At 38.2% G+C, this 26,995-nt stretch carries 21 protein-coding genes and 1 pseudogene; 11 read left to right on the forward strand and 11 right to left on the reverse strand.

Annotated features, from left to right (window positions below):
* Positions 1–222, reverse strand: coding sequence for a hypothetical protein (locus tag PLEUR7319_RS0112135; protein WP_019505494.1), 222 nt, complete (start codon positions 220–222; stop codon positions 1–3).
* A 116-nt stretch (positions 223–338) separates the two neighbouring features.
* Between PLEUR7319_RS0112135 and PLEUR7319_RS0112140 the strand changes: the two genes are divergently transcribed.
* The gene (locus PLEUR7319_RS0112140) at positions 339–776 is read left to right on the forward strand and encodes a hypothetical protein (protein ID WP_019505495.1); all 438 of its coding nucleotides are present in this window, start codon (positions 339–341) and stop codon (positions 774–776) included.
* Positions 777–798: 22 nt separating this feature from the next.
* Here PLEUR7319_RS0112140 and PLEUR7319_RS0112145 read toward each other — a convergent pair.
* The 3 genes and pseudogenes from PLEUR7319_RS0112145 to metH form a co-directional block, all read right to left on the reverse strand.
* Positions 799–1,164 (reverse strand): annotated as a pseudogene (locus PLEUR7319_RS0112145) (restriction endonuclease); the annotation flags it as partial.
* A 5-nt stretch (positions 1,165–1,169) separates the two neighbouring features.
* Entirely contained in the window at positions 1,170–2,282 is a 1,113-nt protein-coding gene (locus tag PLEUR7319_RS0112150) for a hypothetical protein (RefSeq protein ID WP_019505497.1), read from the reverse strand.
* A gap of 105 nt (positions 2,283–2,387) precedes the next feature.
* Entirely contained in the window at positions 2,388–5,975 is a 3,588-nt protein-coding gene (metH, locus tag PLEUR7319_RS0112155; RefSeq protein ID WP_019505498.1) for a methionine synthase, read from the reverse strand.
* Positions 5,976–6,426: 451 nt separating this feature from the next.
* On the opposite strand from metH, the gene PLEUR7319_RS38085 reads away from it, so the two are divergent.
* On the forward strand, positions 6,427–8,967 hold the full coding sequence (locus PLEUR7319_RS38085; protein WP_019505499.1) for a 4Fe-4S binding protein: 2,541 nt from the start codon (positions 6,427–6,429) through the stop codon (positions 8,965–8,967).
* Between the two features lie 77 nt (positions 8,968–9,044).
* Positions 9,045–10,754: an FAD-binding oxidoreductase gene (locus PLEUR7319_RS0112165; protein WP_019505500.1), complete on the forward strand. Its 1,710-nt coding sequence runs from the start codon at positions 9,045–9,047 to the stop codon at positions 10,752–10,754.
* Between the two features lie 67 nt (positions 10,755–10,821).
* On the opposite strand, the gene PLEUR7319_RS0112170 is transcribed toward PLEUR7319_RS0112165, so the two are convergent.
* From PLEUR7319_RS0112170 to PLEUR7319_RS0112180, 3 genes are read right to left on the reverse strand one after another with little or no spacing between them, the layout of a single operon-like run.
* Positions 10,822–12,531 (reverse strand): hypothetical protein, encoded by a 1,710-nt coding sequence (locus PLEUR7319_RS0112170; RefSeq protein ID WP_019505501.1) that lies wholly within the window; start codon positions 12,529–12,531, stop codon positions 10,822–10,824.
* A 54-nt stretch (positions 12,532–12,585) separates the two neighbouring features.
* Positions 12,586–13,536: an ABC transporter ATP-binding protein gene (locus tag PLEUR7319_RS0112175; RefSeq protein ID WP_019505502.1), complete on the reverse strand. Its 951-nt coding sequence runs from the start codon at positions 13,534–13,536 to the stop codon at positions 12,586–12,588.
* A gap of 18 nt (positions 13,537–13,554) precedes the next feature.
* Positions 13,555–14,058: an ureidoglycolate lyase gene (locus tag PLEUR7319_RS0112180; protein ID WP_019505503.1), complete on the reverse strand. Its 504-nt coding sequence runs from the start codon at positions 14,056–14,058 to the stop codon at positions 13,555–13,557.
* 53 nt (positions 14,059–14,111) lie between these two features.
* Here PLEUR7319_RS0112180 and PLEUR7319_RS35095 point away from each other — a divergent pair, with 53 nt between their 5' ends.
* On the forward strand, positions 14,112–14,648 hold the full coding sequence (locus PLEUR7319_RS35095; RefSeq protein WP_019505504.1) for a methylated-DNA--[protein]-cysteine S-methyltransferase: 537 nt from the start codon (positions 14,112–14,114) through the stop codon (positions 14,646–14,648).
* A 108-nt stretch (positions 14,649–14,756) separates the two neighbouring features.
* On the opposite strand, the gene PLEUR7319_RS41625 is transcribed toward PLEUR7319_RS35095, so the two are convergent.
* Positions 14,757–14,924: a hypothetical protein gene (locus PLEUR7319_RS41625; RefSeq protein WP_019505505.1), complete on the reverse strand. Its 168-nt coding sequence runs from the start codon at positions 14,922–14,924 to the stop codon at positions 14,757–14,759.
* 410 nt (positions 14,925–15,334) lie between these two features.
* On the opposite strand from PLEUR7319_RS41625, the gene PLEUR7319_RS0112195 reads away from it, so the two are divergent.
* The 7 genes from PLEUR7319_RS0112195 to PLEUR7319_RS35100 all read left to right on the forward strand — a co-directional run bounded on the left by PLEUR7319_RS0112195 (position 15,335) and on the right by PLEUR7319_RS35100 (position 23,019).
* On the forward strand, positions 15,335–15,652 hold the full coding sequence (locus PLEUR7319_RS0112195) for an SH3 domain-containing protein (RefSeq protein ID WP_019505507.1): 318 nt from the start codon (positions 15,335–15,337) through the stop codon (positions 15,650–15,652).
* An 843-nt stretch (positions 15,653–16,495) separates the two neighbouring features.
* Positions 16,496–16,705, forward strand: coding sequence for a hypothetical protein (locus tag PLEUR7319_RS0112200; protein WP_019505508.1), 210 nt, complete (start codon positions 16,496–16,498; stop codon positions 16,703–16,705).
* A 129-nt stretch (positions 16,706–16,834) separates the two neighbouring features.
* On the forward strand, positions 16,835–16,987 hold the full coding sequence (locus tag PLEUR7319_RS41260) for a hypothetical protein (RefSeq protein WP_158441833.1): 153 nt from the start codon (positions 16,835–16,837) through the stop codon (positions 16,985–16,987).
* Positions 16,988–17,022: 35 nt separating this feature from the next.
* Complete coding sequence (locus PLEUR7319_RS0112205; RefSeq protein WP_019505509.1) at positions 17,023–17,907, forward strand: carbonic anhydrase; 885 nt, start codon at positions 17,023–17,025, stop codon at positions 17,905–17,907.
* 313 nt (positions 17,908–18,220) lie between these two features.
* A complete protein-coding gene (gene hisA / locus PLEUR7319_RS0112210; RefSeq protein ID WP_019505510.1) occupies positions 18,221–18,991 on the forward strand; it encodes a 1-(5-phosphoribosyl)-5-[(5-phosphoribosylamino)methylideneamino]imidazole-4-carboxamide isomerase in 771 nt (256 codons plus the stop codon).
* A gap of 217 nt (positions 18,992–19,208) precedes the next feature.
* On the forward strand, positions 19,209–20,492 hold the full coding sequence (locus tag PLEUR7319_RS0112215) for a TAXI family TRAP transporter solute-binding subunit (RefSeq protein WP_019505511.1): 1,284 nt from the start codon (positions 19,209–19,211) through the stop codon (positions 20,490–20,492).
* A 91-nt stretch (positions 20,493–20,583) separates the two neighbouring features.
* Positions 20,584–23,019 (forward strand): ATP-binding cassette domain-containing protein, encoded by a 2,436-nt coding sequence (locus PLEUR7319_RS35100; protein ID WP_019505512.1) that lies wholly within the window; start codon positions 20,584–20,586, stop codon positions 23,017–23,019.
* 40 nt (positions 23,020–23,059) lie between these two features.
* Here PLEUR7319_RS35100 and mutL read toward each other — a convergent pair whose 3' ends face one another.
* The 3 genes from mutL to dxr form a co-directional block, all read right to left on the reverse strand.
* Positions 23,060–24,799, reverse strand: a complete 1,740-nt coding sequence (gene mutL, locus PLEUR7319_RS0112225; protein WP_019505513.1) for a DNA mismatch repair endonuclease MutL — start codon at positions 24,797–24,799, stop codon at positions 23,060–23,062.
* 52 nt (positions 24,800–24,851) lie between these two features.
* Positions 24,852–25,598 (reverse strand): J domain-containing protein, encoded by a 747-nt coding sequence (locus PLEUR7319_RS0112230; protein WP_237743563.1) that lies wholly within the window; start codon positions 25,596–25,598, stop codon positions 24,852–24,854.
* 196 nt (positions 25,599–25,794) lie between these two features.
* Positions 25,795–26,988, reverse strand: coding sequence for a 1-deoxy-D-xylulose-5-phosphate reductoisomerase (gene dxr / locus PLEUR7319_RS0112235; protein WP_019505515.1), 1,194 nt, complete (start codon positions 26,986–26,988; stop codon positions 25,795–25,797).
* Positions 26,989–26,995 lie beyond the last annotated feature (7 nt).

Raw genomic sequence — 26,995 nt, forward strand, 5'->3', positions numbered from 1 at the left:
TTAGGTGTCTTTTTCGTCGGGCTTCACAATTAAAAGCTCTTTTCTACCTAGCTTTTCATTCAATTCAGAAACAGATTTTATGCCCAATTCCATAACTAACTCTTTAAGCGAGTCCCATGCGGTGTTAGTTACGGCTATATTTCTTTTCTTTTTTAACTCATCGCGATCGCTTTTGCTTCCTTTACGACTTAAATTAGCTAAAGAATTCGGATGAACTGGCATCTTTTAAAAATAACTAAAAAATATATGATTTTTAGTTCCCGACATGGAGTATAATGAGGAAAAGGAAATAAAGTCTGAATTAAACAATTCAGACCCTACTTAAACTTATTTATATTATGGCACCTCTACCTCAAATTAATCAACTGCTCGAACCAGAACAATTAGAAGCAGTATTAGATAATGTATTTCATAACGGTAATATCAACATTCTCAAGGTAATACCCGCAACTGGAAGGAGTAAAGTTAGCTGGATTTATTACGAGTGGATGGGTTTTCGGTTTGCCACCTTTGTTTCATTTAACGATTTAATCAAATCTTTCTATAATTGGCTTGAAACGATTGAAGTAGCTTTATTATACTTTTGGGAAAAGCTGGCAATCTCCAGAAGTGTTTACAGAACTGTCCCAGTTAATAGTTTAGTTTGCCATCGTAACAGAGTTGAAATGGGCGTAGTGATAAGCAAACATATGGACTGGAGAAAAAAGCCGACGATGGAAATAGATTGGGGTAACGAAATTACTATCGAAGATCCGCTAAATTTATTTGTTTTTTGATTTTAGTGCGATCGCAATAATATTAATCTTCTATGAAATAATCAGAATCTATTTTCTTGACTTCGTATCTAGCAATTGGCGCAACACCAACATTATGCTCTATCATCAATTCTGTTAATCTATTACCATCAACTAAAATAATTTTACTTTCAATACGAGAGACATATTCAATAGCGTCTTTAGTAAAATCGGAAGTAGTTATAAATATTCCTTTTTTAGCTCTTTGTCCTTGAAGCGCGCCAGCGAATTTTTGTATTTCTAGTCTGTCTACAACATTCTGACATCTTTTAGCTTGCAGATAGATAATATCTAAACCCAATCTATCTTCTTTAATAATGCCATCAATTCCTTCATCTCTAGAACATCTTAAAGCTTGACTTGTTTCTTTTCTTCTTAATCAGAACTAAACGAAATAATACTATCAGATGGAATAGTAAATTTTATTCTCTTTTTTTCTGATTTATTTAAATTGATTTTCAACTCAAGATAAGACTCTTCTCCAAGCCTTGAAAGAATATTAACATCAGGAATAACACAAGTCTCTTTATCTGTATTTATCTTATAAGTTTTATCTTTATACTCTATGTATCCACCTCTCATATCAATATTATTCTTAGCAATACTGCATCCTATTTTATCTAGAATAATAGAATGTGCTTTGATATTACCAAATTTATATATCTCCATCACTCTACTTGGTATAAACGATAATTCTCCATAATATAAAATACTTATGAGAAATATAATTGTGGAAAGGGACAAGTACCAATAAAACCTATTAATATTCTTGGGTTTTAAAATAGAGACAATATTAATAAGTACAACAAGAATAAATATCATGATCAAATAAACAATTGCTTGTATTTTATTGGAAACAGGATCATTCAAGTAATATCTTTCTGATAATTTATATATAAAAGAAAATGAACCAAGCAAAATCAAATTATTTAGTATTGAAATCAGAAAAAAATATCCAAAATAGAGAAATCTTAATTTTCTAATTTTTAATTTTCGTTTATATTTATTATGTTGCACATAAGAAAACATATATATATATATCAAACAAAAATAATTAATAATCAGTAAAATTAAGGGGATATACCAATATTCTGAATTGGCTATAAGCATCAGTGTGTAAAAAAATGTAGTTGGGGTGAATAACCATATAATTAAACCAATCAGCTTCCCTTTCTTTTTATCTGTATCGTACAAAAGTCTTTTAAAACTCCGTTTTTTGAATAATGTTAAACTCCATAAAATACCAGGAGCTATAAATAATAACAAACAAACCACAACTATAAAAATAGATGTTATGGATGCCAAAAATATTAGCTGTATTGAATCTTTGATGTTTAAATCTGGTAAATACTCAATATTAATATAGTAAATTATAAAAACCGAAATACCTATAATTGTAAATATAAACCATATGCTCTTAAATGGATTTTGATCAATAAATTTAAAAAGTTCTGACTTTAATTTCAAATAGATAGTATTAAGTTGCACTACATTAAACTATTAGGTCAATAGTGTTAAATTATAATCACAAAACACAACAAAGAAAGGTGAGTTAAACACCCACCCTTAAAATTTAAAATCTTTTCAATTATCTTAAGTACTAAAATACCTAGCCACAGGATGATAACAGACGATCGCCGTAGTAGATTGTTCTGGATACAGTTGCTCACTTTCATCCATATACATATCGATTCTTTCAGTATCGAGTAAATCCAGTTGCTTATATTGATCCTGAATATTGGGACAAGCAGGATAACCAAAACTATAACGAGAACCTCGATAGCGTTGCTGGAGAATATCGCGGATATTATCAGATTCTTCTCCTTCAAATCCCAGCTCCAGACGGATTTTAGCGTGTGTCCATTCGGCTAAAGCTTCTGCCATCTGTACTGCTATGCCATGATAGTAGAGGTAGTCAGTATAATTATCAGCTTTGAATAGCTTCTGTGCATACTCAGTGGCAATTTCTCCTACTGTTACTGCCTGCATAGGAAAGACATCAATTTTTCCTGATTCTTTTGTGGCAAAGAAGTCGGCAATACACAAGCGTTTACCCGATCGCTGACGGGGAAATTCAAATGATGTTACGGGTTCTGGTAGGGGCGTTTCGTGAAACGCCCCTACGGGGTATATGTATAATGTATTTCCTTCAGCATTACAGGGGAAATAACCGTAAATTACTGTGGGCTGTAATAAATTATCCGCAACAACTCTTTGTTTCCACTCTTCTAAAATAGGATGAACTTTTCTGGCTAAAAACTCATCATACTCTTCTCGTGATTGATCTTTGGGTTTACGGAACTGCCATTGTCCAACGAACAAAGCCTGTAAATCTAAATAAGGAAAAACTTCTTCAATCGGGATATCTTCGGCATTTAATATTTTAGTGCCCCAAAAAGGAGGAGTGGGACGTTCTATATCTAAAGCCACTGCTTCAGAACGTTTGGTATCGATTACTAAAGGTTCAGCTGGCTTGCTAACCTCATCAACAAATATTTTATCCTGGTTTTCTCCCTCAAATGGAATTTCTCCCCCATTCTCAGTAGGGGCAAACGGCTGTTCGCCTCTACCATTATTGTCAACCTCGTCTAAAAACCCTTGAAGATCATCCCAATTATCTTCTGCTTTGGCGGGCATTAATTTATCCATGAAATGTAAATCTGCAAAAGCATCTTTACCATAGATGACTTTACCGTTATAGGTATTTTGACAATCCTGATTAACAAATTTAGGAGTTAATGCCGCACCACCTAAGATAACAGGAACAGTAATGCCCTTTTCGTTGAACACCTCTAGATTATCTTTCATGAAAGCAGTGGATTTGACTAGCAAACCACTCATGGCGATACAGTCTGGCTGATGTTCTTCGTATGCTTGGATAATATTGTCTATGGGTTGCTTAATTCCTAAGTTAATTACCTTGTAACCGTTATTAGAAAGGATAATATCTACTAGATTTTTACCAATATCATGAACGTCACCTTTTACCGTGGCAATCACAAATTTCCCTTTCCCACTATCGTCAGCCTCTTCTTTATCCATATGGGGTTCTAAATGTGCTACCGCAGCTTTCATGGTTTGCGCCGACTGAAGAACAAACGGTAACTGCATCTGTCCAGAACCGAATAATTCACCGACAACTTTCATTCCATCTAAGAGGAAAGTGTTAATAATATCTAGAGGTGGATATTCTTGTAGAGCTTCGTCTAAAGCTTCATCTAAGCCAATACGTTCCCCATCAATAATATGTTGTTTGAGACGTTCATCGATGGGTAGATTTTTATCGACTGCTTCTGATTTCTTGGCTTTTTTTCCTGCAAATAGAGTTGTTAATTCTCCTAGAGGATCATAGGTGCAAATCTCGCCATCGAACTCTCGTTTATCGTAGATTAAATCGCGACAAATCTTTTGATGAGATTCATCTATTTTAGATAGGGGTAAAATTTTACTGGCGTTAACAATAGCCGAGTCTAATCCCACTTGCATACATTCATGCAGGAAAACCGAATTAAGTACTTGTCTAGAAGCAAGGTTTAAACCAAAAGAAACATTAGAAACCCCCAGCAGAATGTGACACCCTGGTAATTCTTCTCTAATTCTTTTAATAGCTTCGACAGTAGCTTTTCCGTTTTCTCGATCTTCTTCAATACCTGTCGATACGGGTAAGGCTAGAGGATCAAAGAATATTTCGTAGGGAGGAATACCGTATTCAACAGCTGCATCGTAAGCACGTTTGGCAATATCAAATTTTTTATCCGCAGTACGTCCCATCCCATCTTCGTCGATAGTACCAACAACAACTCCCGCGCCGTATTTTTTAGCTAAGTCTAATACTTGATAAAACCTTTCTTCTCCGTCTTCGTAGTTAGTGGAATTGAGAATACATTTTCCACCAGCTACTTTTAACCCTGCTTCCATTTTCGTCCATTCGGTGGAGTCAAGCATTAAGGGAAGAGTGACATTATTAACCAGACGGGAAGCCAGTTCGTGCATATCTCTTTCTCCGTCTCTGCCAACGTAATCGACGTTTACATCGAGGACGTGAGCACCTTCTTTCACCTGAGACTTGGCTAAAGCGACTAGACTATCCCAGTTTTCTTCATTAAGTAAGGTACGACATTTTTTAGAACCACTGGCGTTCAATCTTTCACCGACAATTAAGAAAGAATTATCTTGAATATATGGTTGCGTACTATAAATTGAGGCAGCCGAAGGTTCGTAATGGGGATGACGTTCTTTTGGGGTTAAGTCTCCTGCCATTTCTGCTAGTTGCTGGATATGTTCGTAACGTGTACCACAACAACCACCAATAATTTGCACTCCTAAATCTTCTACGAAGTGCATTAACGCCATGCGTAATTCCATGGGCGTAAGTTTATAGTGTGCCTGTCCACCAATATTCTCTGGTAATCCAGCATTGGGAACACAGGAAACGATAAACGGTGAGTGTTCTGATAAATGTTTGACGTGTTCTTTCATTAGGTCTGGTCCTGTAGCGCAGTTGAGACCTAAGATATCGATGGGGAAGGGTTCTAGTACTGCCAAAGCTGCTTCCATAGTCGAGCCAGAGAGCATAGTACCCATTTGTTCCATAGTGACGGATACCATTAAGGGACGGCGATCGCCTTTTTCTTTAAATACTTCTTCAATGCCATTTAGTGCTGCTTTAATCTGCAACACATCCATACAAGTTTCAACTAAAAATAAATCTACGCCACCGTCATATAGTCCTGTTGCTTGTTCTTTGTAGTTAACGAGCAGAGTATCATAATCAATATGTCCCAGAGTGGGCAACTTAGTACCAGGACCCATAGAACCAGCTACAAAACGAGGCTTTTCAAGTGTAGAGTATTCTGCCGTCAGTTTTTTAGCTAATTCCGCGGCGGTTTTATTTAAATAATAAGCTTGATCGGCTAAATCATATTCAGCCAATACCATAGCAGTACCACCAAAAGTATCGGTTTCAATTACATCCGCACCTGCTTCTAGAAAACCTCGGTGTACTTTTTCTACCGCTTCTGGTTTGGTATGGACTAAATATTCATTACACCCTTCATATTCCTCTCCGCCAAAATCTGCTGCGGTGAGATTTTGGGTTTGCAGGTTGGTTCCCATCCCGCCATCTAAGACTAATACAGGGCTATCGGGGCTTTTAATACGGTTTAAAAAAATACTGTTCATTGCTAGCGACTGCTGATCAACAGGTTATAAAAATTTACTTAAATCTCATTATATGTTTGTCTTTGGGAAAAAGGGGAATAATAAGCTGTTAGGCTAGCTGACAGACACAAATAGAGGTGTCAAATATGAGTGATAAGCTCAAGACTCTGAATACGATCTCTGATTGCCATTAATCCTCAAATCTGGCAATTTACGGTATGAACTAATATTGTTCGGGTAAGTATTGTTTTTGCTTCCTCTGCTTTTCTTAACAGAAAAGTATTGCGATATGACCTGGCACGCAATTAAATTGTTTTTTTTGCCACCTACATTCTTTATTAGGTAGCTATCAGATTTAATAAATAAATGTTCTGTTTCAAGTTTGTCACCTTTTATTCCTTAATATATTGTTCATCAAATATCTTAATATTTATCGCTCATATTAAGATTATTTTTTAGAGGAATAGTTTTCATGTTTAATCAAGTTGCAGAGCGGAAAATGCATGTTTTTCGCTATATTTTAGTAGTTAGTTGGCTACTATTAATTCTGTCATTATTTATCGATCCAATCTCTCCATTATTAACCGATCCTAACAGTAGTTTTTTTAGTCCTTTAAAAGATAATCTGATTAATCTAGCTCAAGACCCAGAAACCTGTATTCGGGTTCAAGGGAAATGTTTGATTTCAACTCCCTACGCAGTCGGAGCGAGACTGTTCTGGGGATTTATTGTTCCCAGTGCGATCGCCATTGTTTTTGTTTTGGGACATGAAACTTGGCGGAGAATTTGTCCTCTATATTTCCTGTCTCAAATTCCTCGGGGTTTGGGAATGAAACCCCGCAAGAAAATAGCGCAAAATAAGTGGTTAGTAGAAAATCATCTTTATTTGCAGTTTGCCCTATTCTTTTTAGGGCTAAATATGAGGATTCTCTTTATTAATTCTGCTCGTCCTGTATTTGGTTTCTTTTTACTCTTTACTATAGCTTCGGCGATCGCAATTAATTTTATCTATGGTGGTCGTAGCTGGTGTCATTATGTCTGTCCCTTTGGTATGGTACAGATGGTATTTACTGGACCAAGGGCACTTTTAGGTAGTGAAGCACAAAAAGAACCAGCAAAAACCATTACTCAATCAATGTGTCGCACCTTCGATCCAGAGACTAACAGTGAGAAAATAGCTTGTATTGGCTGTAAATCTCCCTGCATGGATATTGATGCCGAAAAAGCTTACTGGGAACAACTAACTAAACCAGGTCGTAGACTTGTTCAATATGGTTATTTGGGATTAGTTTGTGGCTATTTCCTTTATTATTTTTTATACTCAGGTAATTTTAATTATTATTTTTCAGGTGCTTGGACTCATGAAGCTGGTCAAGTAGCAAAGGTTCTCCATTCAGGTTTCTATTTTGGTGGACAAGCAATTCCTATTCCCAAGTTAATTGCTTCACCCCTGACCCTAGCTATTATGGTCGGCATTTTTTATGTTGCAAGTAGCAAAGTTGAAAAAATCTATGGTGCCTATCTCAAAAAACAAAACCCTGATATCGACCGCAAAATAATTTTGCATCGGGTTTTTACAGTAGTTACTTTCCTCTCGTTTAATGCCTTTTATGTCTATGGTGGCCGTCCTGAGATTCTGCGCCTTCCCGTATATGTGCAGATATCCTTTAACGTTTCGGTAGTTTTAGTCAGTACTTTTTGGCTATACCGTACTTGGGGGCGTACCGCTAATCAATACAACCAAGAAAGTATTAGTGATAAACTTCGTCGTCAATTGCAAAAACTCAAAATCGATTTTACCAGTGTTCTCGGTGGTCGTTCAATAGATAACTTGAAAGCAAATGAACTGGAGTTATTAGCCCAAGTCCTACCTAAAGTGACCCGACAAGATCGTTTGCAAGTTTATCATGGTGTTCTCGAAGAATCTCTCCAAGCAGGTAACATAGAAGCCTCTAATAGCCTTCATGCTTTGGAATCGATACGTAAGCCTCTGGCAGTCACAGAAGAAGAGCACTTTGCTATTTTGACTGAGTTGGGTATTGATGATCCTAATTTACTCAAGTCTCCTCAAGAATATGCCCAAGAAGAAAGACTAAAAATCGAAAGCTATCAGGAGGCACTTACGGGATTACTTCAGGAATTAGTAGATAGTGGAATGCCTGTCCATGAAGCGGTGGAAGCCAAAACAAAGCAAATTAGTAATCTGAAGAACCAATATAATATCACCAAACAAGAACACCTACGGGTATTGGACGGACTATTTAATTCTCTACGCCCCAAAGCTGAGAAGCTCCTAGCACTAGTACAAGTAGAAAACTCTCGTTATCAGATAATTAGTGACTTTCAACCTCATAGCAATGCACCAATCTTTCATCTGTTAGGCAAATTATTGCTGGCAAAAAAACAATTGATTGTTACCCCCCTCTTGGCAGTATTAGAATTACTAAAGGATGAACCAGATGTAGTTCCACTGGCTCGTAGGACAGGTATTTTAGCTCCACACGCGATCGCCCAGGTTTTTGCTACTGAACCCCAATGGCAACAGCGTTTAAATCCACAAATTCTCCGAGAATTAATTCCCAGTAACTTAAATAATAGCCAAATAAATGTGATTCAAGACGAAGAAGCTGAAACTTTAAAAGATCGAGAACCTTTCTTGGCACAAGCAGTAGAGGATGTTCTATTAGAGTTGTTACAAGAGCCCAATCCTATTACCGAATCAGTAAGCCTATATGCTTTAACTCAACTCAATCAAACTCAGGGGTTAGCTAAAGCTCAACAAATACTCCAAAAACCGTTTTCAGATGATTTAGTTAAAGACACCGCTGCTAGTCTTTTGGCTCCATCATCCAAAGGTGGGGTAATTGAGCAATTACTGAGTATCTCCAGGCAGCCTCATTTTAAGGCAATGACACCAGAGCAATTATTGAGCATCTCTCAACACCCTCATTTTAAGACGATGCCACCAGAACAGTTACTGTCTCTTTTGAAACAGATACAGATCAATGATTAAGAGAGCTCAGATCTGAAATAACCTTAATGGTTAAAAAATTTATTTTCACATTAACATTATTTGTATAGAGGAAAACCATGCCAGAAATCATACTTATTGATACTAGAAAGCCCCAGGAAACAAAATCAATTTTACTGACTCCTGAAAACCAACTAAATCAAGAAAGTCTTTTAGGTCGAGATGGGCGTAGCTGCATTGTTCTAGATGATTCCATGGCTAGTCGTACCCACGGTAAAATTGCTTTCCGCAATGGTAGTTATTACTACTCAGACTTGGGTAGTAGAAATGGTTCTAAAATTAATAACCTAGATATCAAACGTAACCAAGAATATTTATTAAAATCTTTAGATACTATTACTGTGGGGCGTCATCTCTTGTGGGTCAAAGCAATTAATAATGGACAAGAGACTCCGACTGTTCTTCAGTCATTGACTCCTGACCAGTATATGCCCCTGGCTACTATTGATACTACCAGCCTAGAAACTTGGACTCAGGGGAAAAAGCAGCTTAAATGTGTACAGATTATCAATGAAACTGCTGATGTGAAGACTTTTAGCTTCATCTCTGACCCTCCAGTTAAGTTTAACTATCAACCAGGACAATTTGTTACCCTAAGTTTGGATATTAATGGTAAAAAAGTTAAACGTTCTTACTCAATCTCTTCTACCCCTTCTCGTCCTCATAGTCTTGAAATTACTGTCAAAAGAGTTCCTGCACCCAGAGATGAGCCTAGCGCGCCTCCAGGATTGGTAAGTAATTGGTTGCACGATCACATGAGAGTCGGTAGTCAGATTGAGGTCAATGGACCAATGGGCAAATTTACCAATTTTGCTAATCCTTCTAATAAATTACTCTTGATTTCCGCAGGTAGCGGGATTACACCGATGATGTCAATGTCCCGCTGGATCTGCGACACTGTATCAAATATAAACATTGTTTTTGTCCATAGTGCCCGTAGCCCAGAAGATATTATTTTCCGACAGGAGCTGGAAATGATGTCAGCTCGCTATCCTAACTTTGAGTTGGCTATTACCATAACTCGCCCCCAATCTGGTCAATCCTGGTGTGGTTACACGGGTAGAATTAATGACACTATCTTACCGGCGATCGCCCCCGACTATAAAGAGCGTACTGTGTATGTATGTGGTTCAAATCCTTTTATGAAAGCTACCAAAGAATTGCTGCAAAAAATTCATTTCCCCATGGAGAACTACTATGAAGAAAGTTTTGGTGGACCGAAGAAAAAGAAAAAATCTACACCTAAAGTACCTATACTAGGTCAAACAGCTGTTACTCGCTTGCAAACATCTTCAGGTCGCCTGATACCTATGCCTGCTCCAGTTGCGCCTAGTTCCGTAACTATGTTGTCCAGAGTTAGCGGTGGTAGTGTCTCGGCACCTGTAACTATTTCGACCCCTTCTCCAGCAAACACGACTAGCTTTCCATCGACCTCGACAACTATTTCTTCAAGCACGACTAGTTTTCCATCGACCTCGACAACCCCTTTAACAACCCCTTCGACACCTAAAACTACTGATTCAAATCCTGTAGTTGTTCTAGCTGAATCTGGTCAGGAAATTTCTTGTGATGGGGATGAACCTATTCTAGACGTTGTTGAAGCTGAAGGCATAGATTTACCTTGTGGTTGCCGTGTGGGAGCTTGCGGAGCTTGTAAAGTAAGGAAAATTGCAGGTGAAGTTACCTATGATGATGATGTCGATTGTGATGATGGTTATGTTTTGACTTGTGTTGCCAAGCCATTAGGGAAAGTAACTATTGAAGCCTAAAAAAAGCGATCGCTTAATCATTCAGGCGATCGCTTTTTAAGAACTGACAACTACCGGTTAATCATAATTAGTTCGATCTAGCCAGTAACATTTTGGTTTCTGATGCCCCTGCTTGTCTCAGTTTTCTGGTCATTTGCCAGCCAATAATAGAGATAGCTAACCATTGTCCGAAGATCGCCAGCATAATTGCCGACAGAGGGGCGTATTCCGTGGCAACTGAGGGTAAAAAGCTAAATAGCCAGGGTTGAACCCATGTATGAGGCGAAATTTCAGCAAAGCCCAGACAAACAGGGGGAATAATGATTAAGGAGCCAACAGAAATGGCTGACCAAATTGCCCGTTTGCGGGTCTTGATGGTTAAAATTAATTGAGCTACTACTGCATAAATCACAATGCTGCCAGCACTCAGAATAAATCCCCAGAAGATGGAGCGTCGATCGTGATTCAGCATCAAAAATATGGAAGGGACAATATAAGCGATCGCGATCGCGAGATTAATGGCAACTGCAATTGTTGAAGGGCTATTTTCCCCAAAGACTAATTCTTTCCAAAGTACTTTGCCCTCTTGACTCATTTGATGGCGATACCGCGCCCAATCATGTAAAGCTTGACGATGAGGACTTAAAGCAGCAATTAGTAGTAGCCCCAATACACATAAACAAAATTGCAGAAAAGTAAAATTGTCTGTGAGGCGATAATCATTAGTGCTTTGGAGAGTAAAGCCCAGTGCAAAAGCGGTTAACCAGCCAGTAATCCAATAACTTTGGGTTTTGCTCAGTAAAGTATGTTCAGGATTGTGAAAACGGCGTTTTAAAACAGACCAACACCAATATGTCCAGAGGCTAAAATTAAATATGATAAAACTAGTACCGATACTTGCTTTACTCCATAAAGCCTGTCCGTAAAATAATAGTTCGCCTAAATCTTCTGCGGGTAAAAAATCAATCTTATTTTGAGGCAGATACGTAGCATCAATTAAATAAGATAAAACTATGCCGGGATGAAATAAAAATATCCAATCCCAAGGCGCATTACCGATTAAACTTCTGTTATGGAATAAAGCAGTAGTTAAGCCAAATAACACAAAACCTAATGCTCCACTAGCCAACCAGGGTTTAAAGCCTGATAAGCCAAAATTCATTAAGCTCCAGAGTAAAGCTAAGCTATAGAAAAAAGCACAGCTAGCAATGATTACCGCATCCAATCCCATAATCATAGTCAAGGGAATATTTGCGCTCAAACCAGCTAGAAGATGTAAAGGAAAGAATAGTAATATAGCCCCATAAAGCAATATGGGTACCCCTAAAATTTTGCCCAGTAGAATACTCCCCGCAGATTGAGGAGTTAGGCGAATAAAGTTAAGTGTGCCTCGGCTTTCTTCTTTAACTACGTCGGCTATTAGCATATATGTACCGACTATTAGTAGAGTCAGAATACTGGTAATACTTAAAGCAAGAAATAAATCGAGCCAGAGTAATTGCCAATTAATTACCCAGTTACCTAACATATCTTTGGTATATGCCAGACTATTGCTATAGCCATTACCCATACCATAACGACCCGATTGTTGTAATATCCCTTTGGGGTCGGGATCTGGTAATTCACCCAAAAGAGACATACTAATAATGAATTGGGTAAAAACAGAAATAGCAGCCGCAATCACTACATTTCTGGTTTTCAGTTTGCCTTTAATCTCTCGAAATAGTTGAGGATTCCAGTCTAAAAATTTCTCCCATAACGAACTTGAGTTGCGAAACAGTTGCATATTTTGTTTCATAGTTCTAATCGAAATAACTCTGTAGTATTTTGTTATAGTCGCCGAATCAATAATTTAAGAAGTTTGTTGATGTCCTAATTTAAGGAATATAGTTTCGAGATCTTCTTGGCTACAGTGGAATTCTGTAAGAGGAATCTCTGCAAGAACGAGCGATCGCAATAGTTCGGCACAGTCTGATTCTCCCCCGGTAAAATTGACTTTTAGACGATTAGTTTGAGGGATGACCTCCCATTCCTCTACGAACGAGTTCTGGTTGAGTTTTTGTTGCAATATCTCCATCTTACCCAAAGAGCTGAGGATAATTTGTTGACGAGATAAACGCCGATATAGTTCTTCTAAAGAAGCACTTTCAACCAAAAACCCTAATTCCATTATCCCCACTGAAGTGCAGAGTTCAGCCAAGTCACTGAGAACATGGGAAGAAATTAAAATTGTCATTCCCGCTTCTTGTAAAACTTTAATTATTTGGCGAAACTGTTGACGTGCAATCGGATCTAAACCTGATACAGGTTCATCTAGCAATAATAATATGGGTTCGTGAATAATGGTTCTCGCCAAGCTCAGGCGTTGTTTCATTCCTCTCGATAGAGTAGAAATAATACTTTTACGTTTATTTTCGAGTTGAACTAGTTCTAAAACTTCCTGAAGACGGCGACGCCGAAAGGGTTGTTTTAAGCGATACAAACGAGCAAAGTAATCTAAATAATCCCAGACGATTAAATCATCATAAAGCGGAAAATCATCGGGAAGATAACCTAGACGTTTTTTTAAGATGGGATTAGAGTCATCTCTTAGCAAGCGATCGCCATTAAGATAAATCTCCCCTGTGGTTGGTTCTTCTGCTGCTGCGAGCATCCTAATCAACGTCGTCTTTCCCGCACCATTGGGACCAATTAAACCGTAAACTTCACCACTTTTGATTCTCAAGTCAATTTCATTTACAGCAAGATGACGCTCAAATCTTTTGGTTAATCCGTAGGTGGCGATCGCTAATTCCTGACTCATAAGCAATTATTCATAGCGTTAATTAATAATTTCAAACTTAAGATTTTGATTAGTAGCAAAATTATAGGTAAAGTGATCGACAATATTAGTATCACTAAGTTCCAGATTATAAAAATCTACTACTTGATGCTCAAAATAAGGTCCTGCGTGCCAAGTTCCTACCTCTAGTTTAATAAAACAATCTCCTGGAATACGAAATGCACCCATCTGGCTAATATCTGGTTCGTTACTTGCTGAAGGTGGACATACCGCCATCAACCAATCTTTACCATTGAGTGAGCCTAAACATTGAGTACAATAATTGTGACGAGTAATTTTGCTAAATATTTTGCCTCTCTGTTCTAACCGCATAATATAAAAACGAGGAATTCCATGATCTAGTTTTAGTACTGCGTCGGTTTCATCAAAAGCTTTCCCATCAGGAGAAGGTAAAATCAATTGACCATAAGCTTGAAAGTTTTCTAGTGTAATTCTGACAGCAGATATTTGTTTTAGCGTAAGATTTTTAGGATTTTTGAGCATATTATAGTAACCAACAACTCGATCAATTAATATTTCAGTAACAAAAGTTGGGTATGACTTCTAGGGTTTATCAACTAAACAGTCAGAGAATCAAGATTAGCTATAGAATTGTTTCTTCTAGTTTAGGATATATGCTGATTGCCAATAGCGATCGAGGTATTTGCTCCATTAATTTAGGGGATTCTCCAGAGAACTTAACCCTTAGCTTGACTGAAGAATTTAACCAAGCAACTATTACTCAGGACGAAACAAGCTATCAAGATTGTCAAGAGCAAATTCTCAGTTATATTGCCGGAAAAAAATTTAATCTAGAATTTCCTTTAGCTCTACAGGGTACGCTATTTCAACAACAAGTTTGGCAATCCTTACAAAGAATTCCCTATGGTGAAACTCGAACTTATGGAGAAATTGCTAGGGATCTTGGTAAACCAACAGCCTCGAGAGCAGTTGGTAATGCTTGTGGTGCTAATCCAATCGCTCTAATCATTCCGTGTCATCGGGTTATTCGTAGTGATGGAAGTCTCGGTAGCTACCGTTGGGGAATTGAACGCAAACAAAAATTGATTGAGCTCGAAAGAATTAAATATTAATCAAAAATATATTAATCAAAAATGGGCAATCAATTACTGATTACCCACCCGCAGGAGCGTTATTTAAAATAAGTGTAGTTAACATTAAGAAAGTATCACTTGATGAACTTAAGAAAGGCAGCCTTTAGCAATCTGAGCAAACATTACTTGCTGTTGTAAGTAAAGTAGATGCAGCTTGCCTACTTGCTGTTTTAATTCGTTCAGATCATCAATATTTTCAATGGCATCGCAAAAACAACGATGTGCTAACTGTTTTTCCAAGGGTAAATTTTTCATGACTTGCTTTTAATTTAAGTATTAGCGTTTTGTTCAATTATGAAATAACTATGTCATCTTCAAGAAATTTATGCACAAATTCTCTTGAAAAAATAAAATATTTTAATCAATCGCTCCTACTCTGTTGATTCCATGCTTTACCCATAAGTCTCCGAACTATTATGATCACGGGCATATAGCAATTCCTAAGTAGAAGCAATATCATGTAACCGTTGTAATTCTCGCCAATAATTGTATTCTTATTACTTCTTTTAAAAGTCAATTTATTATTTGTCATACCCTAACTTGATAATATTTTGGCTGATTAAAATCACTTGACTTTTCTCAAGAAAATCACAGTTATTCTTGGGAAACTTTTTCATAATTAACTCAAAGATAATTTTAATAAATAGACAATATATTTGAGAATAATGAAAAAACTTATTAGTAAGCTGGCAATGTTGAGTCTTGGTTTGACTGTAAGTTTGATGGCGGTGGAAACTACACAAATAAAACCAGCTCAAGCTCAAAGACTTTGTAGCTCCTATAGGGTGGTTCGACCTAATGGTTTGTATGTGTATATCAATGGAGGAAGTCAAATTATCACAACTCTTCCTTATAACAATATTGTTAATGTTAATGGAATAAGTGCTGATGGATCTTGGGCAAAAATTCAATATTTGAGAGTTGATGGACAAATGGGTTACGGTTGGGTAGCCCAAGAGTTTTTAGAATGCTATCAACAATAAATTTAAAAGATATTAAACGATTTCATTAGCTCTACCTCACTAACAGGTAGGGTTTTTTGCATTCATTTTACTACTATTGAGCATTCAACAACCAGATCAATTTTTAGCAAGTCTCAGACAAAGCACGAATTAACTAAAATTTAACAATAGTTTATATTTCAAAATATTGAAATATAAAACTTATTATTTGTCTTTATTATACTTATAAATAATCAAGTTTTTATCTGATATGATTCATTCATCAGATTGATTTATTCAAATTACATTCACTTGAGAAAAGAAAGAAACACTTACTCAATTTGAAGTGAATTTGAATAGTTAACTGCAAACTTTAATTGATTAATAAATAGCAATTAAATTATCAAAATATCAACTAAAGAGTGATTTTTGGGCTGATATCATTTCTTAAACGATCTACCTTACTCTTGTGTGGAGTAAAATCGCTACTAAATGATTAAAAGTTAGTTCTTTTGTCCTAAAATTTTTTTTTCTGATTGAGATTATCAGAAAAATCACGTAAAACGCTTAAAGAAATTGGCTGAATTAAGTAAGATCACGGTTGATTTTAACCTAAATAAAAAGGCTAATGTAGGTTAAAGATAAAAAAATAAAAACAGTTTATGCAGCACTATTCAGAATAAATTACAGCGAAAAGTGTTAAAAAAATATTACTTTGTTGTAGAACACTGTATAAAATAACTCTAATCGCATTGACCATTCTTGGTTTTTCTTATCAGCTAGTAGAGCCAAATGCTGCATAACTAAAGCATATTGTCGGTATCTACTAGTAACTGGGATTGAAATTAATAGCCTTAAGTAATTATTCTCATACAGGAGTTGGCAATGGAAATTCAAAATGTAGTAGGAATTAATGGCTATACTTTGCTAATTTATCGTTCTTTAGATCAGTTATACCGTTTTAGTATTATTGATTTTTCGGGAATTGCATTTAACTTCGACAGTATCTTTTTAACTGCTGAAGAAGCTAATTATAAAGGACGTGCTGCCGTAGAGATTGCATGTGATTTCGACCATAATCAACATCAGTATTAGGTTAAATGGATTTGTTTGCCGTATTTTGGAGATGGTTGAGAATTTTCATAAATTCATAAATTAATTGCTCCTAAAACAAACCTAAAACAGACACTGCATACAAATTGTTTTAGGTCTGTAAATATTTTCGTGATCGCTCCAAGAAGTCCAGAGCTAATAGTCCTTAATTTTAGCTATAAGAGCGATCGCTATTACCAACAATGGAAAAAACTGGTAATTACAGCGATCGCCAATTCAACATTTTTTTTAGATAAACTTAATCTTTCTAATTTTGTCCGATAATAGAAACTATGGTTTTGAATTCAATATAGGTCAAAGTGAAAAAGTTAATTCGTGGTCTAGATAAGTTTAGGCAAACATATGTCAGTACCCATCAAGAGCTTTTAGAACAGCTTTCCCACGGTCAAAAACCGAGAGTTTTGTTTGTTACCTGTTCTGATTCTAGAGTTGCCCCCAACTTAATCACCGATACTGATGTTGGAGAACTATTTGTAATTCGTAATGCTGGTAATATCATTCCTCCCTATGGCGCAGCTAATGGTGGAGAAGGAGGAACAATTGAATATGCCATCAATGCTTTAGGTATTGAGCAAGTAGTTATTTGTGGACATTCCAATTGTGGAGCCATGAAAGGACTGCTGAAGCTCAATAAGCTACAGAAAGATATGCCTTTAGTTTATGATTGGCTGAAACATGCAGAATCGACTCGCCGTCTAGTGCTAGAAAACTATCCCGACTACGAAGAAGACGATCTGATTGAAGTTTTAGTGGCGGAAAACGTATTAATTCAAATTGAAAATCTTAAAACCTATCCTGTAGTTAGAGCTAGATTACATCAGGGAAGACTGAAAATTTATGCCTGGATCTATAATATCGAAACAGGTAATGTCCTCGCTTACGATGCACGTACTCATACTTATGTACCCCCAGAAGGTCAGTTACTTGAAGAAGAGGATTCAGTTCGTCCTTTCGTCAGCGGCGGTGATAATGAATCTTTGATTCCCATTAAAAAAGAGTTGGAGGCTTTATTAAAAGTTTCTCCTGAAACCTCCAATGCAGCTGAAGCAGCAACCCGATCGCTGTTGACCTTATTTGATAAAGCGCGACGTATGGGAATGAATAACATTGAGTTACAGAATTATCATTCTTTATTTTCAGAATCAGTGCAGCTTTGGGCAGAAAAAATGCATTCCCGCGCCTAAAATAGCTAGATAAATTTCATACGTCAAAACTTAGAGCTGATAAATGGCTTTGCCCTAGCTAAGTAGAAGGACAAAATTAAATTCATAGTCAGAGATAGGGAACAGGGAACAGAAAAATAATTTGTGTAATTAATTCTGTCTAAGTAGGTAGGCATAATAATTTATAAAACCCAGGTAGTTAATTTTTTCCCTATCACCCATCCCCTAACCCCTAACCCCGGCCAAAACCGTTTTATATTTAATTTCACCCACCTGCTTATATACTTATTAGCTATTAGCTCCAATCAAAACTAAATCAATAACATAAATAATTATGGAAGTTATTCCGGCGATCGACTTACTCGATGGTAAATGCGTGCGTCTATATCAAGGAGATTATAATCAAGCATCAATCTTTAATGAGAATCCTGTAGAAGTAGCCCGTCAATGGGCTGAGGAAGGAGCTACTAGACTTCATGTCGTGGATTTAGATGGAGCCAAAGCGGGAAAATCGGTTAACTTGCCTGTAATTGAAGCGATCGCTCAAGCGATCTCTATTCCGGTGCAAGTTGGAGGTGGATTACGCGATCGTGCTGGGGTATCCAGGTTATTAGATACAGGAGTACAGCGAGCTATTTTAGGTACGGTAGCTGTAGAACAACCAGAGTTAGTCACCGAATTGTGTAGTGAATTCCCTGAGCAAATTGTCGTAGGTATCGATGCCCGTAATGGCAAAGTAGCCACTAGAGGATGGTTAGAAACTTCAGAAGTAACTGCTAGCGAGTTAGCTAAACGCATGGCACAGCAAGGAGTAGCAGCAATTATTTACACTGATATTCACCGTGACGGTACACTTTCTGGTCCTAACATGGAGGCTTTAAGAGAATTAGCTGAATCCGTAACAATTCCTGTTATTGCCTCTGGTGGAGTTAGTTCTCTAGCCGATCTCTTAAGTCTTTTGAGTTTAGAATCGGTAGGAGTTACTGGGGCGATCGTCGGTCGAGCTATTTACACTGGTGATGTGAGTCTTAAAGAAGCGGTGCGAGCTGTTGGGGATGGTCGTTGGCAAGATGTTCCCCTAGATACTGGTAGCTCTTTTGCGTAAATTCATGATAGTCCTATAGAAATAATGATCTAAAATAAGTAGGGTAAGTTAACGATTCAATGTGACGAATTATGGTCATTCGTGGATTTTAAGGATAACAATTATTGATATTGTCAGTCACGATAAATTGTCGAAAGAGAATACAAACCGCAGCTTATACTCAAAATTTGGATTAATTGCTAAATTATTCTCAGCTAACCCACGCTCTCTGACAATAATGCAATTGTCAATCCAAAATAAACTTATTTTTCCCCTTATTCTTCTCAGTTTTATCACAGCTAGTACCTTTGGCTGGCAATGGTTTCGCTCTCAGAACCGCGTTTATTCCCTCGCGATCGCCGCTGGAAGCCCTCAAGGAGAATATTATGCTTTTGCCAAGGCTTTAGCTCAAGTAGTCGCCAGACATCAACCGAAAATCCAGATTGAAGTCTTAGAAACAGAAGGCTCTCTAGAAAACTTAGAGTTACTCTCAGATGAGCGGGTGCAATTAGCACTGATCCAGAGTGATAATATATTGTCCCCCTCGACCAAGGCGATCGCCTCTTTATTTCCAGAAATATCACATTTAATTGTTGCCAAAGAATCTAATATCGATAGCTTCAGTGAGCTGAAAGGGAAAAAGATTGCTTTAATGCCGCCAAGGAGTGGTTCTTATCAACTTTTTTGGTCTTTAAGCTCTCATTATGGTTTAACCGAACTAGATTTGGAAGCGGTGGCATATCCTCCTGCCAAAGCTCATGCAGCTCTTTTAGAAAGAAAAGTAGATGCTTTATTTCGCGTTATTGCCTTGGGCAATCCTGGGGTTAGCCAACTTCTGCACCATGGTCAAACCGATCTGGTGGCTATTAAGCAAGGTGCAGCACTACAACTTTTTCGACCAGCACTGTTTCCCAGCCAAATTCCTCAAGGAACTTACAATGGTGCAGTTCCCATTCCTGCCAAAGATTTACCAGTGGTTGCAGTAGAAGCAGTCTTAGTTACTCGTGAAGATATCCCCCATAGTATTGTTTATGAGATTACTCGTATTTTGTTTGAGGCACGCAATGAATTGGTCAAGCAGAATATTCAAGCAGCAATGATTAGTCAGCCATCTGAATCAAGCCATTTAAGTCTATCGTTTCATGAAGGAGCCAAGACTTACTACAATCAAGATCGACCTAGCTTTCTGGTCGAATATGCCGAATTCCTAGGATTGTTACTTTCCCTCATCGTACTGTGCATTTCAGGCATTTGGCAGTTAAAAATGTGGTGGCAAGGAAGACAAAAAAACCGTGCCGATCTCTACAATCTCGAAATTTTGCAACTCATCGCTCAAATTAATTCAATGGAAGATTTAGAGCAACTGATTTTGGTGCGTCGTCACTTATTTGAAATTTTAGCCAAAGTGATTGTCGATTTAGATGAAGATCGAGTTTCCCCAGAATCGTTTCAATCTTTTACTTTTACTTGGAAAATAGCTATGAAAGCAGCTAGTCATCAAGAAACTATTCTGAGAAATTGACCATATGAACTTACATTAGGACACTCATTACTTACGAGCAATCAAATAAACTTGTCCTAATACAACTTTCGTACGGCTATATCTATTGCTTATGCGCTATCTCTATTGGTTAGTTTTATTTATTGTTGCCTTAGTAGCAATTCTCTTAGCCCCAAATACTTATTATTTATATATTATCGGCACGATCGCTATAACTACTTTAGTAGGTGTCGGTTTAAATATTCTTACTGGATTATCGGGACAGGTTTCCATCGGTCATGCAGGGTTTTTTGCCATTGGTGCTTATACAGGATCTTTACTGATGACCAAACTACAATGGAACTTCTGGTTAGCCACAGTTATCGCTGTGATTGTAACGGTAATTACAGGCATCGTTTTGGCTGCTCCTGCCTTGCGGGTTCAAGGGCCATATTTAGCAATGGTGACGGTTGCTTTTGGTATTATCGTTGAGCGGGTATTAATTGAGTGGGTAGATTTGACAGGCGGTTTTGGTGGAATCTTTAATATTCCTAAGCCAACACTGCTTAATTTGCAACCTGCATTACGAGACGTGGTTTTGCTAGCCTGGATAGTTGCCATTTTGGCTTTAATGTCATTTGCTGTTCTTAAAAATCATCCTTGGGGAAGAGCTTGGCAAGCAGTCCGAGATGATGAAATTGCTGCAACTGCCATTGGTTTAGATATATTGAGAATTCGCTTAATGGCTTTTGCTGTATCGGCAGCTTTTACAGGGTTGGGGGGCGTTTTTTTTGCTGCCATCGTCGGGTTTATCAGTCCCGATAGTTTTAATTTTCATCGTTCAATTTTATTTCTCTTAGTAGTTATTCTGGGAGGTTTGGGCACAGTAGCGGGGTCAGTTATTGGTGCGATCGCTTTGGTGATTTTCCCTGAGCTGCTTAATGATTTTGCGGAATATCAACTGTTAGTGTTTGGCATTTTACTCTTACTTACTCTTTGGCTTACGCCAGAAGGGGTGGTCAGCTTTTTTGTGAAGCGTTTTCGTCGCTCGAATCCTCTTTATCCTCCAAAAATGTCTCTCCAAGATTTACCAGCATTAGTTGTCAAAAATCAAACTGATTTACCATTGGAAGTGAAGCAGATAGGGATTAGTTTTGGTGCTATCAAAGCTGTTGATCAGGTCGATTTGGTGGCACGATCAGGAACTGTAACCTCAGTAATTGGTCCTAATGGTGCTGGTAAAACCACCTTACTCAATCTTTTAACTGGTTTTTATCGTCCCGACTCGGGAAGCATCAGTCTTGGTAAGCTCAATTTAACAGCCAAAAAGACTCTAGATATAGTTCACAGTGGCTTGAGTCGTACTTTTCAGACTACTCGTCTCTTTAATTCGCTTTCGGTCTTAGATAATTTACTTGTGGCATATGCTGGGGATAACTTAGGGAACATCTTAACTGCTTTACTGGGATGGAAAGATCAGCAAAAATCAGCTATAGAAATCAAACTATTGGGTCTGTTAGCTTTTGTCGGTTATCGAGGGGATATTCATGCTCAAGCTGCTAGTTTATCCTTTGGCGATCGCCGTTTAGTGGAAATTGCTCGTGCCTTGGCTACCAGCCCTCAAGTACTACTTTTAGATGAGCCAGCAGCAGGACTGGAACAACAACAGCGAGATTGGCTGGTAAAGTTATTCCGCCGCTTAGCAGATGGCGGAATTAAAGTGATTATCATTGAACATGATATGAATTTGGTGATGCAGATTAGCGATCGCGTTGTAGTTCTCGATCGAGGCAAAGTAATTTGCAACGATATACCAGCTAAGGTTCAGAACGATCCCCAAGTTTTAGAGGCTTATTTGGGGATTACTAAGAGTAATTTCAGTCGTACTGCTTCTGAGGCAAAACCACCAATTTTAGCGGTGGAAAACTTGACATCAGGTTATGGAGAGCTACAAGTTTTACAGCAAGTGTCTCTGGAAGTCGGGCAAGGAGAATTGGTAGCAGTTGTTGGTGCCAATGGTGCGGGCAAAACTACCCTACTGAAAACTATTGCTCGGTTACTTACTCTGCGATCGGGACAAGTCTTATTTCGTGGTCAAAATTTGTCGAAACTATCGCCCCAGCAACTTGCTACCAAAGGAGTTGTCTTAATTCCCGAAGGTAGGCAGGTATTTAGGCAGTTAACTGTGATTGACAATCTGCGTTTAGGGGCATTTTCTCGTCGTGATTCTCACATAGAGCAAGATATGGAATCGATGCTAGACCGTTTTCCTGCTTTAAAACCCCTGCAAAATCAAAGGGCTGGATTACTCTCAGGAGGAGAACAACAAATGTTGGCGATCGCCAGAGGATTGATGGCTCGACCGCAAATTTTGCTGTTAGATGAACCTTCTCTGGGATTAGCACCACAATTAATAGTTTCTCTTTACGAAACTCTGGCATCATTATGCGATGAAGGCATTTCAATTTTGTTGGTAGATCAAATGGCTCAATTAGCTTTCTCCGTTGCCCATCGTCATTATGTGCTAGAAACAGGGAAAATTATCCAAGCAAATAAGTATACTAATTGACACTCCCAGGGCTGTGCTACGCTAAAGCCGTGATCAAAGCTTAAATCCCGTGGCTCTTGCCAATTACCCAATGGCGACGGAAAAATCGAGATAGGGTAGATTCTTCCAGGGAAAGATAAATTGGTCTACCGTGGGGACAGGTGCGGGGATTACGGGTAACTTGCCAGAGGTCTAATAAATTTTGCATTTCTTCTGAACTTAAACTCGTTCCATTGCGAATCGCACTACGACAGGCGGTAGCAACCTGAGCCGAGCGCAAATCGCCTCCCCAACTTAATTCGATAAGAGCATCGGCACAATCATCTCTTTCAGCAAGTATTTTGGGAGCATTACGCACTGCCCAAATGTTTTCACCAAATGGTTGAATGTCTATGGCTAATTTTTGTAATTGCTCTAGTTGTCTTGGTCTTAAATGCTCAAAAACAATTGGAGTATTTAGGGGGACTAACTCCCAGCAATCTTGTAGCTGTTCATAGAGTACTCTTTCGTGGGCAATATGCTGTTCAATCAACCACAAGCCAGAAGAATGTTCGGCAACAATATAGGTTTTGTTGACTTGGGCTACTGCCTTCAGTTTCAGTGAGTTGATTGCAAGCTTTGAGGGAGTTTTATTTTCTAAAGTATCAGCTAAATCACGGTCAATTCGATATTTGCTAGACGCTTCGGCAACCCGTAAAATTTTACTAATTCGGCGATCTCCGACAGCAGTAGGTAGATTAGCCGTATTGAGCTTCAAAGCTTGAGAAATTGCTTTGGTTACTTCAGCTTGCCAATAGGGAAGAGAATGAAGATGAATTTCAGTTTTGGCTGGATGACGATTCCAATCGATTTGGCTAGGACAGGTATGGAGATGTAACAAACACACAGGAAAGCGATCGCGGGGTAGGGTTTTCGTCATGCTATTTAAGATCGTCTGCTCTAATTCTGGTGATCGCACATAGCGATTATTGACCGATACTTTTACCCAATCTGCTCGATGACGATGACAGCGATCGGGTAAACCCATCACTAATTCTATAGTTGAGGGTTGATCATTGATGGTTGTTGAAGATAAGTGGCTCTGTTTACTCTCTTCATCTAAGGGAGTTGAGGTTTCAAGTTTGAGGTAATGTAAATCACTGCTGCTGATTTTTTTCAGTAATTGGGGCAAAATATCTTTCGGTGTTACACCAGGACTAAGATTAAACCACAGACGATTGTTTTGCTTAATTTGCCAAGTAACTTGTGGATGACACAGAGCAATTTGATAAATGATTTTTTGGATCGCTTTTAGCTGCTGAGGGAAGGAGGGTAAACCACGACGACGAACGGGAATTTTGCTAAATAAGTTGGAAACCGTGACCATAGTGCCTTGGGCGATCGCCATGACTGATGCCTGGTATAATTTGCCCTCTTGATAGATAACTTTCCAACCAACAGCGTTCGATTCAGCTTGAGGACGGCTACAAATAGTTAAATCTGCCACTTGAGCGATGCTGTGTAATGCTTCCCCACGAAAACCGAGACTGGTGATATGCCAGAGGTCTTTGCAAGTACGAATTTTACTAGTGCTATGGGGATGAATACACACTTTTAAGTCTGACAAAGACATCCCACTACCATTATCTATCACCTGAACTTGCCATAATTCAGGGTTTAAAAAAATAGTAATTCTAGTTGCTCCTGCATCAAGGGAATTTTCGACCAACTCTCGTACCACCGCCGCTAGAGAATCAATAACTTCTCCCGCAGCAATGAGGTCGATTACCTCGTCTGGTAGAGTCTTTATCTCTGAAGGCATACACTTCTTAATTTTTCCAGGTAATTCACTCCTTTGGCAATACTATTGGCTTTTACAAAGTGTTCATGGTGTCGCTGGGTGTCGTCAAATCTCCTAAAAAGTTCTGGGAAATAGACCAAGCGGTATTTACTAGTTGCATAGCCCGTTCTGATCCATCTAAATCAGGATGATATTTAAAGCTCATTTTGCGATAAGAGGAGCGACCAAAAGCAATAAAAGCTACCGCGTACCAAATTAAGTCTAAGCCATCAACAATATAATTTTGATAGGTTTTATATTCTTCTAAATAGCCAGCAACTAGCTGTTGATAGACTTTTTCAGCATTTGGTAAAGCTTCTTTGATCTCATCTATAGTGATGGAATAATTGGCATAACTGTTATGGTTATCTTCTGGGGATTCGAGTTCAGGTTCAGGTTCAGGTTGATTCAAGTCAAGTATCAAAGGATGAGAGAAATTTTGACCCTTGTTTTCAATTGATATATTGGAAACAGAGGAGTATAGAGTATTCAACAAATCTTGATTATCTTGACATTCGGCGTGCAATTCCAGGAACTCTTGAGATAAGTTAGCAATTCTGGTTAATTTATCTAATTTGGGTCTTAGTTCCTCAGCTTGGGTGTAAAGCTGCAAAGCTTCATCATCTAATTCACTACGGCGTTTATGTTGTTGCTGAAGTTCAGATTCAAGCTCGATGATGCGTCGATTAACAATTTCTTGTTCTTGCTGATTAGCTTTTTCCTGTGCATCAATCTGCTCTAACTGAGACTTTATTTGAGCAACATTCTCCATTATGTTCATGTTGATATAGTCAGTCTGAAGATAAGATTAATTAATCATGAATAATGATTAGAAACTTATGACTAGATATGCCATTAGATATTAATTAGTATTCCCATATATTTTAGGATTACTATAGTTTTACCCCAATGTTCAACTGACTTTGCTTGAGCAGAAGAGACAGTTTTCTCCTCGCTAAATCATCTTGAACTTTCTGTTATTTTAAAGCAATAAAGCGATTTCCGCTTGATGTTGTTTCGGCGTCAAGAATTGCCTGTCTTGCCCATTGATCGGCAGATATAATATCTTCTAAGCTGGGATGAATATTATTTTGAGCTTTGAAGCGATCGCAAACTTGCTCGATTAAACGAGGAATATCTAAAAAGCCAATTTTTTCCCTTAAAAATAACGCTACTGCCTGTTCGTTGGCTGCATTTAATACCGCAGGCATTAATCCTCCTGCTCTTCCCGCTGCATAGGCTAGTTGCATACAAGGATATTTTTGATGATCTGGTTCACGGAAAGTTAAATCCCCAGCTTTGACTAAGTCTAACTGTTCCCAATCAGTATAAATTCTCTCAGGCCAAGATAGAGCATAAAGCAATGGTAAACGCATATCAGGCCAACCTAACTGGGCTAGCATAGACGTGTCTTGGACTTCGATTAAAGAGTGAATGATACTTTGAGGATGAATCACAATGTCGATCTGGTCATAATCTACACCAAATAAATAGTGAGCTTCAATTACCTCTAAGCCTTTATTCATAAGGGTAGCAGAATCAATCGTAATCTTTTGACCCATGGACCAATTGGGATGTTTGAGAGCATCTTGAACTGTTACCGAGCTTAATTGTTCTACAGGTAGGTCACGAAATGAACCTCCAGAAGCCGTGAGAATAATCCGCCTGAGACCACCTTGAGGAACACCTTGAAGACATTGAAAAATTGCCGAATGCTCTGAATCCGCGGGTAATAGCTTTACCTGATGTTTGGCTACTAAAGGTAACACCACCGGCGCTCCAGCAATCAGAGTTTCTTTATTAGCTAGAGCAATATCTTTTCCTGCTTCAATCGCAGCGATCGTAGGTAATAGCCCGGCGCAACCAACAATACCTGTAACGACACTTGCTGCGTCTCCGTAACGCGCTACTTCACAAATCCCTTCTGACCCAACTAGTATTTGAGGTTGATGGGGACAAGATGCGATCGCATCTTGTAATTGGGTTAATTTATCTTGATTACCTAAAGCGACAATTTCTGGTTGGAATTCACGGATTTGTTCTGCTAAGAGGGAAACATTGCTCCCGGCAGCTAATCCTACTACCCGAAATTTATCGGGGTTATGACTCACAATATCAAGAGTCTGGGTTCCAATAGAGCCTGTAGACCCCAAAATAGTAATTGCTTTCATGATATTT

This window comes from Pleurocapsa sp. PCC 7319, from assembly GCF_000332195.1.
In the GTDB taxonomy this organism is placed as follows: Bacteria; Cyanobacteriota; Cyanobacteriia; order Cyanobacteriales; family Xenococcaceae; genus Waterburya.

Excerpts from the sequence above, each read along its gene's own strand:
- PLEUR7319_RS38085 (WP_019505499.1), top strand. The coding sequence starts at position 6,427 with ATGTTTAATCAAGTTGCAGAGCGGAAAATGCATGTTTTTCGCTATATT.
- PLEUR7319_RS0112200 (WP_019505508.1), top strand. The coding sequence starts at position 16,496 with ATGGAAATTCAAAATGTAGTAGGAATTAATGGCTATACTTTGCTAATT.
- PLEUR7319_RS0112215 (WP_019505511.1), top strand. The coding sequence starts at position 19,209 with ATGCAATTGTCAATCCAAAATAAACTTATTTTTCCCCTTATTCTTCTC.
- metH (WP_019505498.1), bottom strand. The coding sequence starts at position 5,975 with ATGAACAGTATTTTTTTAAACCGTATTAAAAGCCCCGATAGCCCTGTA.
- hisA (WP_019505510.1), top strand. The coding sequence starts at position 18,221 with ATGGAAGTTATTCCGGCGATCGACTTACTCGATGGTAAATGCGTGCGT.
- PLEUR7319_RS0112140 (WP_019505495.1), top strand. The coding sequence starts at position 339 with ATGGCACCTCTACCTCAAATTAATCAACTGCTCGAACCAGAACAATTA.
- PLEUR7319_RS0112230 (WP_237743563.1), bottom strand. The coding sequence starts at position 25,598 with ATGAACATAATGGAGAATGTTGCTCAAATAAAGTCTCAGTTAGAGCAG.
- PLEUR7319_RS35100 (WP_019505512.1), top strand. The coding sequence starts at position 20,584 with ATGCGCTATCTCTATTGGTTAGTTTTATTTATTGTTGCCTTAGTAGCA.
- PLEUR7319_RS41625 (WP_019505505.1), bottom strand. The coding sequence starts at position 14,924 with ATGAAAAATTTACCCTTGGAAAAACAGTTAGCACATCGTTGTTTTTGC.
- PLEUR7319_RS0112195 (WP_019505507.1), top strand. The coding sequence starts at position 15,335 with ATGAAAAAACTTATTAGTAAGCTGGCAATGTTGAGTCTTGGTTTGACT.
- PLEUR7319_RS35095 (WP_019505504.1), top strand. The coding sequence starts at position 14,112 with ATGACTTCTAGGGTTTATCAACTAAACAGTCAGAGAATCAAGATTAGC.
- PLEUR7319_RS0112135 (WP_019505494.1), bottom strand. The coding sequence starts at position 222 with ATGCCAGTTCATCCGAATTCTTTAGCTAATTTAAGTCGTAAAGGAAGC.
- dxr (WP_019505515.1), bottom strand. The coding sequence starts at position 26,988 with ATGAAAGCAATTACTATTTTGGGGTCTACAGGCTCTATTGGAACCCAG.
- PLEUR7319_RS0112175 (WP_019505502.1), bottom strand. The coding sequence starts at position 13,536 with ATGAGTCAGGAATTAGCGATCGCCACCTACGGATTAACCAAAAGATTT.
- PLEUR7319_RS0112180 (WP_019505503.1), bottom strand. The coding sequence starts at position 14,058 with ATGCTCAAAAATCCTAAAAATCTTACGCTAAAACAAATATCTGCTGTC.
- mutL (WP_019505513.1), bottom strand. The coding sequence starts at position 24,799 with ATGCCTTCAGAGATAAAGACTCTACCAGACGAGGTAATCGACCTCATT.
- PLEUR7319_RS0112170 (WP_019505501.1), bottom strand. The coding sequence starts at position 12,531 with ATGAAACAAAATATGCAACTGTTTCGCAACTCAAGTTCGTTATGGGAG.
- PLEUR7319_RS0112165 (WP_019505500.1), top strand. The coding sequence starts at position 9,045 with ATGCCAGAAATCATACTTATTGATACTAGAAAGCCCCAGGAAACAAAA.